The following is a 13,757-nucleotide window of genomic DNA, read 5'->3' as shown; positions in this document are numbered from 1 at the left end:
TTTGGCTTGGACATGGAATGCCGCGCGCCCTAGGGACGACATTGGCGCTTGACTTCACACCTGAAGGGGAGCGACCCAAGGCGGCCTGCAGCCTGCCGACAACGACATAATCAACCCAGGAGGAAGCCCAGATGAAGACACTCACCGGTATCATCGCAGCCGTTGCAATGGTGCTCTCAGCGCCGCTGGCGACCGCACGCGACTTCCGCTCCGCCGACATCCATCCCGCCGATTATCCGACCGTCGAGGCCGTCAAGTTCATGGGCAAGCAGCTCGCGGCGGCGAGCGGCGGCAAGCTCGGCGTGAAGGTGTTTCCGAACGGAGCCCTGGGCTCGGAGAAGGACACCATCGAGCAACTCAAGATCGGCGCGCTCGACATGATGCGGATCAACGCGTCGCCGCTCAACAACTTCGTGCCGGAAACGATCGCATTGTGCCTGCCGTTCGTCTTCCGCGACACGCAGCACATGCGCACCGTCCTCGACGGGCCGATCGGCGATGAGATCCTGGCGGCGATGGAGCCCGCAGGCCTGGTCGGCCTTGCCTATTACGATAGCGGCGCCCGGTCCATTTACACCGTGAAGGCGCCGGTCAAGTCGCTCGCGGACCTGAAGGGTCTGAAGATTCGTGTCCAGCAGTCCGATTTGTGGGTGGGCATGATCCAGAGCCTCGGCGCCAACCCGACGCCGATGCCGTATGGCGAGGTCTACACCGCGCTCAAGACCGGCCTGGTGGATGCAGCCGAAAACAACTGGCCTTCCTACGAGTCGTCGCGCCATTTCGAGGCCGCCAAGTTCTACAACATCACCGAGCACTCCCTGGCACCCGAAGTTCTGGTGATGTCCAAGAAGGTCTGGGACACGCTGAGCAAGGAGGATCAGGCGATGGTCCGCAAGGCGGCCAAGGAATCGGTACCAGTCATGCGCAAGCTCTGGGACGAGCGTGAGCAGGCGTCCCGCAAGACGGTCGAGGCCGCCGGCGTTCAGGTCGTGACGATCGCCAACAAGGCGGAATTCGTCGACGCGATGAAGCCGGTGTACCAGAAGTTTGCGGGTGACGAGAAGCTGCAGGGCCTCGTCAAGCGTATCCAGGACACGAAGTAACGCCACAGCGTCGGGTCCGGTGTCGCCGCGAAGGCGACCCGGACCTTTGCAAGGAGACGCGGGAATGACAGACCCACACGTCGCAGACCACGAGCAGGGGGCGGTCGCCGTACGCCCGGCGACCGGCGTGCTGTCGCGCGTCAATGCCGTCGTCGCGCGCGCGGGCATGTATCTGTCCGTGAGCGGACTGCTCCTCATCGTCACCGTCGTATTCTATCAGGTGTTCGGTCGTTACGTGCTCAATTCGAGCCCGACCTGGACGGAGAACCTTGCGCTGGTTCTCATCCTGTATGTCACGCTGATCGGCGCCGCCGTCGGCGTGCGCGATGCCGGACACATCGGCATGGACAGCCTGCTGGTGATGCTGCCGGATCACGCGCGAGAGAAGATCGAGCTCGTCATCCACGTCCTGGTGGCCGCGTTTGGCGTCGCGATGGCCTATAACGGCTGGATTCTCGGCGCATCCGTGGGGACCGTGAAGATTCCCAATCTCGGCCTCCCCGAGGTCATCCGCTACGTCCCGCTGATCGCCTCCGGCGTCCTGATCGTCTTCTTTTCAATCGAGCACATCATTGCTCTCCTGCGCGGCGAAGAGGTCGTCCCCTCATGGAACTGATCATCCTCGGCGCCACGTTCTTCGGCTTCCTGATCCTCGGCGTCCCGGTTGCCTTCGCGATCGGTCTTTCGGCGATCTGCACCATCCTCTACGAAGGTCTGCCGGTCGCCGTCATCTTCCAGCAGATGATGTCGGGGATGAACATCTTCTCGTTCCTTGCGATTCCCTTCTTCGTCTTCAGCGGTGAGCTGATGCTGCATGGCGGCGTCGCCGACAAGATCGTGCAGCTCGCCAAGAATCTCGTCGGTCACATCCGCGGCGGGCTCGGCATGTCGAACGTGGTCGCCTGCACCCTGTTCGGCGGCGTCTCCGGATCGCCCGTGGCCGACGTGTCGGCGATGGGCGCGGTGATGATCCCGATGATGAAAAAGGAGGGGTTCGACACCGACTACGCCGTCAATGTCACGACCCACGCTTCGCTGGTGGGCGCCTTGATGCCGACCAGCCACAACATGATCATTTATGCCCTGGCAGCCGGGGGCAAGGTATCGATCGGCGCGCTGATCGCCGCGGGCCTCCTGCCGGCAATCGTGTTGATGGCGTGCATGCTGGTCGCCGCTTATGGCGTTGCCGTGAAGCGCGGCTATCCGGCCGGCAAGTTCCCGGGCTGGGCCGAGGTTTTCCGCTCGCTCGCGGCCGCGCTGCCGGGCCTTCTGATCGTCGGCATCATCCTGGCGGGCATCCTGTCCGGCGTCTTCACGGCAACCGAATCTGCCGCCGTCGCGGTCACCTATACGATGCTGCTGACGTTCTTCATCTACCGCACCATGACCTGGAGCAACTTCCTGCGCGCCGCCGCCAAGGCGGTGAAGACGACGGGCGTGGTGCTGCTGCTGATCGGCGTCTCCACCATGTTCCAGTATCTGATGGGGCTGTACGAGGTGGCGGACCTCGCCGGCGACCTGATGAGCAAGGTCTCCACGCAGCCCTGGGTCATCTTCCTGCTCATCAACGTCATCCTGTTCGTGCTCGGCACGTTCATGGACATGGCCGCGACCATCCTGATCTGCACCCCGATCTTCCTGCCGATCGCGATGAAGGCGGGCATGGATCCGGTGCAGTTCGGCATGCTGATGCTGATCAATTGCGCCCTCGGGCTGAACACCCCGCCGGTCGGAACCACGCAGTTCGTCGGTTGCGCCATTGGCGGCATTTCGGTGGGCGCGGTGATGCGCACCATCCTGCCGTTCTACGCCGCGCTGATCGCAGCACTGATGTTCGTGACCTACGTCCCTGCATTCTCGCTGTGGCTGCCCCGCCTGCTGATGGGTTACAAGGGCTAGCAGCTACAGGAGAAGCTATCAGTGACTGACTATCGCAAGCTCTTTGATCTCACCGGCAAGACGGCCGTGGTGCTCGGCGCCGCATCGGGCATCGGCAAATCGTCGGCCGAGGCGCTGGCTGGGCTCGGGGCCCGCGTCGTCTGCGCCGATCGCGCGCTTGACGCCGCGGAGGCGACCGCCGCCGGGATTCGCGACAAGGGCGGCTGGGCGGAAGCAGCCAGCTGTGACGCCGCGAGCGCTGCGGACGTCAATGCGCTGGCCAAAACGGTGATGCAGAAATTTGCCCGGCTCGACATCGCGGTGACCACGCCCGGGCTCAACATCCGCAAGACCATCCTCGACTACACCGAGGAGGATCTCGACCGTGTCCTCAACCTCAACGTCAAGGGCACGGTGTGGTTCTTCCAGGCCTTCGGCCGCATCATGGTCGCGCAAAAGGGCGGCAGCATCATCGCCTGCTCGTCGGTGCGCGCCGTGACCATCGAGCCGGGCCTCGGCGTCTACGGCTCGACCAAGGCGGCGATCGGCCTGCTGGTGAAGGGCTTTGCCTCCGAGGTCGGCCATGCCGGCGTGCGCGTCAACGCGATCGCGCCGAGCATCGCCGAAACCGCGCTGACCGGCCCGTTCAAGCAGCGCCCCGACATCTACAATCTCTACGCCGGCCACACCGTGTTCAACCGCTGGAGCAGCGCCGACGAGGTCGCGACCGCGGTGGCCTATCTTGCTTCGGATGCCGCCAGCTATGTCAGCGGCAGCACGCTGTTCGTCGATGGCGGCTGGACCGCCGTCGACGGCCCGCCGACAGGCCTCACCCAGCTGCACAAATAGGGCGTCATCGGCTCTAGCCGGTAAAACCAGCGCGCTGGCGCAGGTCCTTCCGATCTGCGCCGGTCAGCAACGCGATCAGCGCGGCCGCCTCTGTCGGATGCGCTGTCCGCATTGTCACGCCGGCCGTATACATCGTCACGAGTTCGCAGCCGGGCGGCAGCGCCCCTGACAATGCAATGCCGTCTGTCGCGATGATCTCGGTCGCCTGCGTGCATCCGATCGGCTTTGCCGCGCCAGATGCCGCGAGCTCCCGCATCGCGGTTGCACCGTTCGGAAAGATCTTCAGCCGCGATGCCACCTCATAGCCGATGCCGAGTTGGTCCAGCACTTTTGCGAAATGCTGGCCCGCGGTCGAGGCCTTGGTGTCAGGGACATAGATTGCATCGGCGCCGCGCAGCACCCCGCGCAGATCGGCCTCGGTCTTCACCGTCACCTTGGCATCGCGGCTGCGGACCGCCAGCGCGGTCTCGACCCGGCCGACATCCGTGATCGATGAGGGGACGACGAGCTTCTCCTCGGCCAGCCTCGCAAGCAGCGCCTGCGTCAGGATCACGAGATCGGCCGGCGTGCTCGCGCGCAGCTTGTCCGCCATCACGCCGACCGCGCCGAACTCGCCGTCGATACCGAGGCCGGTTTGCGCCTTGAAAGCCTCGGTAACGCCGCGCACCAGGCCTTGTGCCGCGCCGCCGCTCAAAACGTTCACTGTCGTCAAGGCGCACGCTCCATCGCTGCAATGATCTTGTCGCGCGTGATCGGCAGGTCGCGCACACGCACGCCGAGGCAATCATACACCGCATTGGCGATCGCCGCCGTCACCGGGCCGTGCGCGGCTTCGCCGGCGCCGACCGGATCGATCTCGGGCCGCTGGATGATCTCGACATCCACGGCCGGCACCTCGCTGAAGGTCAGGATCGGATAGTCCGTCCAGGAGGTCGAAGTGATGCCGGTGCGGTCGAACCGGACGCGCTCCTTCAGCACCCAGCTCGTGGCCTGGATCGCGCCGCCCTCGATCTGGTTGACCACGCCGTCCGGATTGATGGCCTCGCCGACGTCAACTGCAAGCGTCAGCCGCTTGACGCGGATGTCGTCGGTGCCCTCGATCTCGGCAATCGCAGCGCAATAGGCGCCCATGTTCTTGTAGCGGGCAAAGCCGACGCCGTGACCGATGCCGGGCTGCTTCTGCGGCTTCCATGCGGCGCGTCGCGCCGCAGCGCTGATGACATCGTGCGCCCGCTCGTCACGCAAATGCCGCAGACGGAACGCGATCGAATCTTCGCCGCGCAGGGCAGCGATCTCGTCGAGCAGGGACTCGATGGCGAACACGTTGCCTTGCCCGCCCAGCGTCCGCAGCGCCGAGGTGCGCACCGGCATGGTCAGCAGCCGGTGGCTCGTGATCGTCCAGGCCGGGAAGTCGTAGAGCGGGACGGAGTTGCGGTCGCCGCCGCCGCCATTGGCGGCCGGCGGGTTTGTCGAGATCATGCGGGGATAGGGATTGGCGATCTCGGTTGCGGCAAGCAGCGCCGGCTGCGCCGCGCGTCCCGGCCTTGCTGCATGGCCGTTGCTCCAGATCGCGTGGCGCCAGCCGGCGATCTCGTTGCCTGCATCGAGATCGGCCTCGATCTCGATGGCCATCGCCGCCCCAAAGGGCGCGTGGGACATCTCGTCGTGCCGTGACCACTGCACGCGCACCGGACGGCCACCGGCCGCCTTCGCCAGCAGCACGGCGTCGAGCGCGACGTCGTCGGCCGCATTGTGTCCGTAGCAGCCGGCGCCCTCGATGTGCTCGACGACGATGTTCTCGGCCGGCAGCTTCAGCACGATCGCGAGATCGGCGCGCAGGAGGTAGACGCCCTGGCTGTGCGTCCAGACATGGACACGGTCACTATCCCATCGGCCGATGGCGCAGGACGGGGCGATCGAGGCGTGGGCGATGTAGGGGCGGGTGTATTGCCGGCGGAGGGTCTGGACGGGCTTGCGCGCCGGCTCCGCCATCCTGGTGTCGATGATGCTGCTCTCGACCGGCTGGCTCTTCAAAAAGCCCGCCAGATCGTCTTCATCGGGCAGCGGCTCGCCCGCCGACCATGTCGCGCTCTTGCGCAAGGCCTTGAGCGCTGCGTCCGCGGCCGCCTCGTTGTCGGCGACCACGCCGGCAAAGCCGCCGTCGCGGACGATCGCAATGAGGCCGGGGACTGCGCGTGCAGCCTCCTCATTAAGTGCGATCAATTTGGCGCCCGAGATATCCGGCCGCAGTACCCGTCCGTGCACCAGTCCCGGCAGCGCAAGGTCGTGGATGAAGCGCGGCCGCGCGAACACCTTGTCGGGAATGTCAACACGCTGGACCGAATGTCCGGCGACGGTGCGCCCGGCGGCACTCTTCGCTGTCGGGCCTGCGGTGGCGTCGTGGTCGAGCGAGACCTCGTCCATCAACTCCCAATAGCTGGTCCTGACATTGCCGGGACCAGAGATGGTGCCGTCATCGATATCGAGCAGCGCGGCATCGACGCCGAGACGTTCCGATGCCGCACGAAGGAAGCGCTGGCGCACCTCGGCACAGACCTGACGCAGCGCGCGGCCGGACTGCTGGATCGAGAGACTGCCGGAGGTGACGCCTTCGTTCGGGCTCGTCGCCGTCGAGGCACGGATCATGTCAACGCGGCCGATCTCGACATCGAGCTCGTCCGCCGCGATCTGCGCCAGCGCCGTGACGATGCCCTGGCCGATCTCGACCTTGCCGGGTGAGATCGCCACACGGCCGCCATCGGTGAACCGCACCCAGGACGACAGCTTGGGATTGGCCACGAGGCTCACCGGCAGCTTCGGGGCAGGGGACGACGTGCTCATGATGCCGCCATCTCTGCTGCCGCATGCAGCACGGCGCGGACCATGCGGTTGTGCGATCCGCACCTGCACAGATTGCGATCGAGCGCCGCTCTGACCTCCGCCTCCGTCGGGGACGGATTGCGCTGCAGCAGCGCCGCCGCGCTGATCAGGATCCCCGCGACGCAATAGCCGCACTGCATCGCCTGTCCGGCGATGAAGGCACGTTGCAGCGGGTGCGGCTGCTCCACTGTCCCGAGGCCTTCCACCGTGACGACGTCCTTGTCCGCGACCGACCACATCGGCATGTCGCAGGAGGTCATCGCGCGGTCACCGACCATGACGTGACAGGCGCCGCACTCACCGGCGCCGCAGCCGAAATGCGGACCGGTGACGCCGAGCCGGCCGCGGAGCACATCGAGCAGCGCCTGGTCAGAATCGGTTTCGACGACGACGGTCGCGCCGTTGAGCCGGAATTGAATGGTCGGCATGATCGCTCTGCGGCCTCAGGACTTGTCGAACTTCTTGACGACGTCGGCCCATTTCTCGATGTCGCCGCGCAGGAATTTGTCGAACTGTTCCGGCGTCATCGACATGGGCACGGCGCCCTGTTCTGTCCAGAGCTTGACGATGTCGGGCCGCTTCACCATTGCGTTGACGGCTGCATTGAGCTTGTCGATCACCGGCTTCGGCGTGCCGATCGGCGCCATCAGGCCGAGCCAGATCGTCGCCTCGTAGCCTGCTACACCGGCTTCGCCTGCTGTCGGCACGTTCGGCAGCACGGTCGAACGCTGCTTGCCGGTGGTTGCGAGCGCGCGAACTTGATTTTCGCCGATGTTCGGCGCCATCGCCGGCACCGCGTCGATCATCATCTGCACCTGTCCGCCGATCACGCCGCTGCGCGCCTCGCCGCTGTTGCGATAGGGAACGTGCACGACATCGATGCCGGCCATGGCTTTGAACAGCTCGCCGGCCATGTGGTAGGGCGTGCCCTGACCGGAGGAGGCGTAGTTCAGCTTGCCCGGCTGCGCCTTGGCGAGCGCGATGAACTCGGCCAGCGTCTTCGCCGGGACTTGCGGGTTCACCACGATGACGAGATCGGAATAATTCACCGGCGCGATCGGCGCGAGGTCGCGCATCAATTCGTATTTGCGCTTGTCCGCCGTCAGCAGCGATTCATTCGCGGTCTGGGTGTTGGACATCATCAGCAGCGTGTAGCCGTCGGACGGCGACTTCACAGCTTCCACCGTGCCGATGACGCCGCCGGCGCCGGTGCGGTTCTCGACCACGAAGGGCTGACCAAAACTCTCCTGGAGCACGTTGCCGATCAGCCGGGCGGCGACGTCGGCTGGCCCGCCCGCGCCGAACGGCACGACAATCCGGACCGAATGGCTGGGATAATCCTGCGCGAATGAGGGGGCTGCGGAGACTACGGCAAGCAAGCCGGCCGCCAATGCCAGCACGGATCGTCGGGCGATCATGCCCACCTCCCTGATATCGTTCTTGTTGGCCGGCACTGTAGCGGCAGGGAATGCGGACTGTCGACGCCTCACAAAGCCGATCGCATCAGGGAATATCGGGCGGTTTTCGGTGTGACCGCGCCGCCTTCGCGGCTGCAGCAGGAACCCGCGGCGCGCGCGCCTTGAGCAAATCGCATGGGCCGTGCCGGATAAATGCGCTCGGCTGGCTGGTATTTTGGTGTTACGAACTGGGCCATGAACCAGCACGCCAAAATCGAAATCCGCCATTCGACCTGTCCGCATGATTGCCCCTCGGCCTGTGCCCTCGATGTCGAGGTGGTCGAAGGCCGCAGCATCGGCCGTGTCCGCGGTTCGAAAAAGCAGACCTACACGGCCGGCGTCGTCTGCGCCAAGGTCGCCCGTTACGCCGAGCGCATCCATCACCCCGAGCGGATCACGTTTCCGATGCGCCGCATTGGGCCGAAGGGCTCGGGGCAATTCGCGCGCATCTCGTGGGACGAGGCGCTGGACGAGATCGGGCATCGCTTCAATCAAGCCGAACGCGAGTTCGGCGCGGAATCGATCTGGCCCTATTACTACGCCGGCACGATGGGCCTCGTGATGCGGGACGGGCTCAACCGTCTCACGCATGTGAAAAAGTATTCGCGCTTTTATCAGACCATCTGCGCCAATGTTGCGCGCATCGGATTCGCGATCGGCACCGGCAAGATCGCCGGCGTCGATCCGCGCGAGATGGCGCTGTCCGACCTCGTCGTGATCTGGGGCACCAATCCCGTCAACACCCAGGTCAACGTGATGACGCACGCGTCGAGAGCGCGCAAGGAGCGCGGCGCGAAAATTGCGGCGGTCGACATCTACGACAACGAGACCATGAAGCAGGCCGACATCAAGATCATCCTGCGGCCCGGCACCGACGGCGCCTTTGCCTGCGGCGTGATGCATGTCCTGTTCCGTGACGGTTACGCCGACCGCGCCTATCTGGACAAATACACCGACTGCCCCGCCGAGCTCGAAGCGCATCTGGAGACGCGCACGCCGGAATGGGCGTCCGCGATTTGCGGCGTTCCGGTGGCGGAAATCGAAGCCTTCGCGAAAGCGGTTGGCGAGACCAAGCGCACCTTCTTCCGCTTTGGCTACGGCTTTACGCGCAGTCGCAACGGTGCCACGCAGATGCACGCGGCAAATTGCATTCCCGCGGTGACCGGCGCCTGGCAGTATGAGGGCGGCGGCGCCTTCTTCAACAATTACGCGCTGTGGCATTTCAACGAATCCATCATCGAGGGCCACGACGCCATCGACCAGAGCATCCGTGCGCTCGACCAGTCCAAGATCGGCCGCATCCTCACCGGCGATTCCGAGGCCCTGCGCGGCAAGGGGCCGGTCAAGGCGATGCTGATCCAGAACACCAATCCGATGACGGTGGCCCCGGAGCAGGCATTGGTCCGGCAGGGCTTTGCGCGCGAGGATCTGTTCGTCGCGGTGCATGAGCAGTTCATGACCGAGACGGCAGAGATGGCCGACATCGTGCTGCCGGCGACCATGTTCATGGAGCATGACGATCTCTATTACGGCGGCGGCCACCAGCACATCTCGGTGGTGCGAAGCTGATCGACCCGCCCGGCGAATGCCGCTCCAATCACGAGGTCTTGCAGGCGCTGGCGCCGCGGCTCGGTGCGAGGCATCAGGGCTTCGAGATGACGCCGCGCGAATTGATCGACGCGACGTTGAAGCTGAGCAACCACGGCGACATCGGCGGCCTCGAAGCCGACATCTGGCGCGACCTGCAACCGGACTTCCGCACCTCGCATTTTCTCGACGGCTTTGCCCATGCCGACGGGAAATTCCACTTCAAAGCCGATTGGGCGCATCCGCCGTTCGGCGTCACGATGGGCGATGTCGACAAGATGCCGGCATTGCCGGACCATTGGGCCGTGATCGAGCAGACCGACCAGGCCCATCCGTTCCGGCTTGCGACCAGCCCGTCGCGCAGCTTCCTCAACACCACCTTCAACGAGACGCCGTCCTCGCAGGCGCGCGAGGGCAAGGCGAGCGTGATGATCCATCCGCTGGATGCGGCCGCGCTCGACATTGCCGATGGCGATGCGGTGACGCTCGGCAACACCCGCGGCGAGACCACGCTGGTGGCGACGCTGTTCGACGGTGTGCGGCGCGGCGTGCTGATCGCGGAGTCCGTTCATCCCAACAAGAACCACATCGGCGGCCGCGGCATCAACATGTTGACGGGCGCCGAAACCGTCGCGCCGATCGGCGGGGCCGCGTTCCACGACAACAAGGTCTGGATCAGGAAAGCCGCTCCCGTCTAAGGAGTGCATTCCGTGACGCCGTATCCTGCGAACTCCTTCGCAATGTTCGGGTTCATGGACTTTGCCTGCGCGATATCGGTGGCGCCGTCACCGCCGCTCCTGCGGGTGGCGATGCCGCGGCCGAACAGCGACGATGACGAGCGCGGGTTGCGCTGGATCGCCTCGGTGTAGTCCTTGATCGCCTCAGCGGTCCGGCCGAGCTTGAGGTTGACGAGCCCGCGGCTGTCGAGTGCATCGCTCAATCCAGGATCGACCTGGAGCGCCAGATTGCAGTCGGCGAGCGCGCCCTGCAGATCGCCGGTCGCGGCGCGCGTCCAGCAGCGATTGTTGAGCGCCTCACCATCCCCGGGATTCCTGCGGATCACGACATCGAAATCCTGAATGGCGAGCGCGTAGGCGCGCTTGATCGCGTAGACCTGGCCGCGCTTGTAACGCGAGGCGACGTCATTGGGATTCGCCGCGATCTTGCGGCTGAGATCGGCGATGACGGGATCCCTGGCGAGATCGTCCGCGCTCGGGAGCGGCTCTGCCTGCGGCGCCTCGCAGACCGGTTTCTGCGGCTCGGGTTTCTGAGGCTCCGGCTTGGTCGGGTCGCCGGCCTTGGTGTCGGGCGGCCGCGTCACTGAACCCGCGAACGAGAATTCCGTCGTCAGCGAGGACGACAGCCACGGCACCTGTTCGCGCTTGGTGGCGGCGACGACGCCGTTCTTGGTGTTGGTCAGGGCCTGCTCGGCGCTGATGTTCGGCGCGCGCATCTCGCGCAGCAACTCGGCGACGAACAGGCCATGCTCGGTCTTGCCGCTGGCCGCGACCGCACCGAGCGCGGCGGAGTAGAGCACGAGCGAATTGCTCGGCGCGATCGCCGGCGCAAGGCCCGCCGAATAGCGGCGGAAGCGCCGCTCGAACGGGTTGCGGCGCGAGGCGTCGATCAGCGCGATCTTGATCGCAGCGCCGCGCGTGTTCATCTCGGCGAGGATAGTATCAAGGCTGAAGCCGTCGCGTGCCACATCCGGCTCGGTCCAGATCTGCGCGTCGACCGGAAGCAAATAGGTCTGCCGGTTGGACTGGATGGCAAAACCGTCGAAGAAGATCAGCGCCGCCGCGCCGCGTTCGATGCGGGCATAGAACCGATCCAGCACCTGCCGCATGGCGTCGGCCGTGAGATTGTTCTGCCGGTCGACGACGAAGCCGTCGCGCTTCAATTCTTCAGTGACGTCCTGGGTGTCGTTGGCGACCTCGTTCAGCACGAACTCGTTGTCGGGGTATCTTGCATTGCCGATCACCAGCGCCAGTTTCGCGGCATCGGCCGCGTGGCTTGCGGGCGCTGCGCCCAGCACGAGCAAGCCTGTCAGCAATGACATCATCGCGGCGCGCATGAAATGGCTCATCGGTGATCAAAATCTCCAGTCAGGATAGCGGCCGTCACCCGCAATTCAATCGCCAAGCGAATTTGCGCCCACACGCTATGGTGACACGGCGTTGCAGATTGCCCTTGCGCGCGCCGCCCGTCCTGCCGCAAATGGCTGCAAAACGGATGGCAAGGAAGCGAGCGTAGCATGACCGACACCACAGCAATCATCACAGAGAAGCGCGGGCAGGCGTTCTGGATCACCATCAACCGGCCGGAGAAACGTAACGCGCTGAACGGCGAGGTCATCGCCGGCATCACCAAAGGCTATCGCGACGCGCACGACGACAAGGACGTCCGCGTCATCGTGCTGACGGGCGCGGGCGACAAGGCGTTCTGCGCGGGCGCCGATCTGCAGAATTCCGGCGCGGCTTTCGCGATGGATCATTCCAAACCAAATGTCGACTATGCCGATCTGTTACGTTTGTCACAGAACGCCACCAAACCGGCGATTGCGCGGGTCGGCGGCGTCTGCATGGCCGGCGGCATGGGCCTGCTCTGCATGACCGACATGGCGGTCGCGGCCGATCACGTCGTCTTCGGCCTGCCGGAGGTGAAGGTCGGCGTGTTCCCGATGCAGGTGCTGAGCCTGTTGCAGAACATTGCGCCGCCGCGCCTCGTCAACGAATGGGCGCTCACCGGCGAGCCGTTCGATGCCAAGACGGCGCAAGCCGCGGGTCTGCTCAACTACGTCGTGCCCACCGCCGAGCTCGATGCCAAGGTCGACTGGCTGATCGGCCGCATCGTCGACAAATCCCCGACCGCGATCCGCCGCGGCAAATACGCCATGCGCGCCATCGCCTCGATGTCGTTCGACGAGAGCATCGCCTACACCGAAAGCCAGATCGCGCTGCTCTCGATGACCGAGGACGCCAAGGAAGGGTTGAAGGCGTTCAGCGAGAAGCGGAAGCCGGTCTGGACGGGACGGTGAGGGGGCTCGCTCTCGTGTCCCGGACGCGCTGCAACGCTCTTGGCGTTGCGGCGCAGAGCCGGGACCCAGGAGGCGGCAAAGTAGGCGGCGAGATGGGCCCCGGCTCTGCAGCGCACCGCCGAAGGGGCGCTGCGCTGCGTCCGGGGCACGAGGGTGTGCTCAACCAACTTCACATCTCAAACAGCAGACACGCCTTCGCCTTCCCGCGGCGCATTTCGCCCGGGGTTTGCTTTCGCTTCACGCGCTGTCCGAGGAAAGGGCGCAGGGAAGGCCGGGCGCCGGCTGGCACCCGCAAGACTCCCGTGCAAGAATGATGCACACGCAAGGCACAGGAGAAATACAGGGCAGCCCAACGTCCGGCCTTCCCTGCGCAGTGGTTTGACGGCTTATGCGTGCTCTCCCCGGAGACGAGTTCTGTCTTGCCTCCGTCACTTCCGCGAAAGTCACGGACGCGCCTCGGTCGAAGCGACGCCGCATTCGCGGGGCTTGACCGTAGCAACGACGGCCAGGACCACACGGTTTTGCCGTACGCAGGCTTCCCGCTTCACCCCGGGCGTCTTCGCCCAAGGGCCTGGCAGGCATCGAGCGCCGTTCGTACAACGCGGCTTGCGTGACGCTCACAGGGTTCGGCTCAATCCATCGCCCCGCCCTGCGTCTCACATCCGCGACGGCGCTGCCCAGCGTCCACCGCAGCCCGATCCGCGGTTCGTGACGACGTACGACCGCCCCTTGTCACGGGATCAGGATGGGGCGACAATGCGATAAATCCGAAATTCTGTAAAGGCGAATATTTTGGGATGTGACGGTTGACCGAGCGATGGGTGTTTCGCCCGTCGGGTGGCGCAAGGGCTTGTAGGTGTCGTAGGGCGGATTAGCGTCAGCGTAATCCACCACTGTCTGTCCCGCAGAAGCGGAAGAGGTGGGTTACGCCCTGCGGCCGCGCTTTGCGCGCCCACAGGGCTAACC

At 65.2% G+C, this 13,757-nt stretch carries 10 protein-coding genes and 1 pseudogene; 6 read left to right on the top strand and 5 right to left on the bottom strand.

The genetic code is table 11. From position 1 onward, the window contains the following. The first annotated feature begins 131 nt into the window (after positions 1-131). The 4 genes from XI03_RS37710 to XI03_RS37695 all read left to right on the top strand — a co-directional run bounded on the left by XI03_RS37710 (position 132) and on the right by XI03_RS37695 (position 3,830). Positions 132-1,103, top strand: a complete 972-nt coding sequence (locus XI03_RS37710) for a TRAP transporter substrate-binding protein (RefSeq protein WP_212428642.1) — start codon at positions 132-134, stop codon at positions 1,101-1,103. Between the two features lie 64 nt (positions 1,104-1,167). After that, entirely contained in the window at positions 1,168-1,719 is a 552-nt protein-coding gene (locus tag XI03_RS37705; protein WP_271594956.1) for a TRAP transporter small permease, read from the top strand. After that, positions 1,710-3,002: a TRAP transporter large permease gene (locus tag XI03_RS37700; RefSeq protein ID WP_028142561.1), complete on the top strand. Its 1,293-nt coding sequence runs from the start codon at positions 1,710-1,712 to the stop codon at positions 3,000-3,002. Before XI03_RS37705 ends, XI03_RS37700 begins: the two co-directional genes overlap by 10 nt. A 21-nt stretch (positions 3,003-3,023) precedes the next feature. After that, positions 3,024-3,830, top strand: a complete 807-nt coding sequence (locus tag XI03_RS37695; protein ID WP_038971955.1) for an SDR family NAD(P)-dependent oxidoreductase — start codon at positions 3,024-3,026, stop codon at positions 3,828-3,830. 13 nt (positions 3,831-3,843) lie between these two features. Here XI03_RS37695 and XI03_RS37690 read toward each other — a convergent pair whose 3' ends face one another. The 4 genes from XI03_RS37690 to XI03_RS37675 are packed head-to-tail and all read right to left on the bottom strand — an operon-like array spanning position 3,844 to position 8,128. Then, positions 3,844-4,542, bottom strand: a complete 699-nt coding sequence (locus XI03_RS37690; protein WP_333936860.1) for a molybdate ABC transporter substrate-binding protein — start codon at positions 4,540-4,542, stop codon at positions 3,844-3,846. After that, on the bottom strand, positions 4,539-6,671 hold the full coding sequence (locus XI03_RS37685; protein WP_271594955.1) for a xanthine dehydrogenase family protein molybdopterin-binding subunit: 2,133 nt from the start codon (positions 6,669-6,671) through the stop codon (positions 4,539-4,541). Before XI03_RS37685 ends, XI03_RS37690 begins: the two co-directional genes overlap by 4 nt. Further along, the gene (locus tag XI03_RS37680; RefSeq protein WP_271594954.1) at positions 6,668-7,138 is read right to left on the bottom strand and encodes a (2Fe-2S)-binding protein; all 471 of its coding nucleotides are present in this window, start codon (positions 7,136-7,138) and stop codon (positions 6,668-6,670) included. Before XI03_RS37680 ends, XI03_RS37685 begins: the two co-directional genes overlap by 4 nt. Before the next feature lie 15 nt (positions 7,139-7,153). After that, positions 7,154-8,128: a tripartite tricarboxylate transporter substrate binding protein gene (locus XI03_RS37675; RefSeq protein ID WP_271594953.1), complete on the bottom strand. Its 975-nt coding sequence runs from the start codon at positions 8,126-8,128 to the stop codon at positions 7,154-7,156. A gap of 234 nt (positions 8,129-8,362) precedes the next feature. Here XI03_RS37675 and XI03_RS37670 point away from each other — a divergent pair. Then, a pseudogene (locus XI03_RS37670) lies at positions 8,363-10,452 on the top strand (molybdopterin oxidoreductase family protein). Here the strand turns inward: XI03_RS37670 and XI03_RS37665 are convergent. Further along, entirely contained in the window at positions 10,449-11,840 is a 1,392-nt protein-coding gene (locus XI03_RS37665; protein WP_271594952.1) for a caspase family protein, read from the bottom strand. The pseudogene XI03_RS37670 and the gene XI03_RS37665 overlap by 4 nt on opposite strands. Positions 11,841-12,008: 168 nt before the next feature. Here XI03_RS37665 and XI03_RS37660 point away from each other — a divergent pair, with 168 nt between their 5' ends. Then, positions 12,009-12,791 carry an enoyl-CoA hydratase/isomerase family protein gene (locus XI03_RS37660; protein WP_095425689.1) on the top strand — a complete coding sequence of 261 codons (783 nt, stop codon included), beginning with the start codon at positions 12,009-12,011 and terminating at the stop codon, positions 12,789-12,791. Positions 12,792-13,757 lie beyond the last annotated feature (966 nt).

The sequence above is a fragment of the Bradyrhizobium sp. CCBAU 65884 genome (assembly GCF_028128835.1).
GTDB lineage: Bacteria > Pseudomonadota > Alphaproteobacteria > Rhizobiales > Xanthobacteraceae > Bradyrhizobium > Bradyrhizobium ottawaense.
The sequence above is the reverse complement of the archived record's forward strand: the minus strand, read 5'-3'. Positions and strand labels throughout refer to the sequence as shown.

What these genes read in the sequence shown, in the direction of transcription:
- XI03_RS37710 (WP_212428642.1), top strand. Translation starts at nt 132, where the DNA reads ATGAAGACACTCACCGGTATCATCGCAGCCGTTGCAATGGTGCTCTCA.
- XI03_RS37705 (WP_271594956.1), top strand. Translation starts at nt 1,168, where the DNA reads ATGACAGACCCACACGTCGCAGACCACGAGCAGGGGGCGGTCGCCGTA.
- XI03_RS37700 (WP_028142561.1), top strand. Translation starts at nt 1,710, where the DNA reads ATGGAACTGATCATCCTCGGCGCCACGTTCTTCGGCTTCCTGATCCTC.
- XI03_RS37685 (WP_271594955.1), bottom strand. Translation starts at nt 6,671, where the DNA reads ATGAGCACGTCGTCCCCTGCCCCGAAGCTGCCGGTGAGCCTCGTGGCC.
- XI03_RS37680 (WP_271594954.1), bottom strand. Translation starts at nt 7,138, where the DNA reads ATGCCGACCATTCAATTCCGGCTCAACGGCGCGACCGTCGTCGTCGAA.
- XI03_RS37675 (WP_271594953.1), bottom strand. Translation starts at nt 8,128, where the DNA reads ATGATCGCCCGACGATCCGTGCTGGCATTGGCGGCCGGCTTGCTTGCC.
- XI03_RS37665 (WP_271594952.1), bottom strand. Translation starts at nt 11,840, where the DNA reads ATGAGCCATTTCATGCGCGCCGCGATGATGTCATTGCTGACAGGCTTG.
- XI03_RS37660 (WP_095425689.1), top strand. Translation starts at nt 12,009, where the DNA reads ATGACCGACACCACAGCAATCATCACAGAGAAGCGCGGGCAGGCGTTC.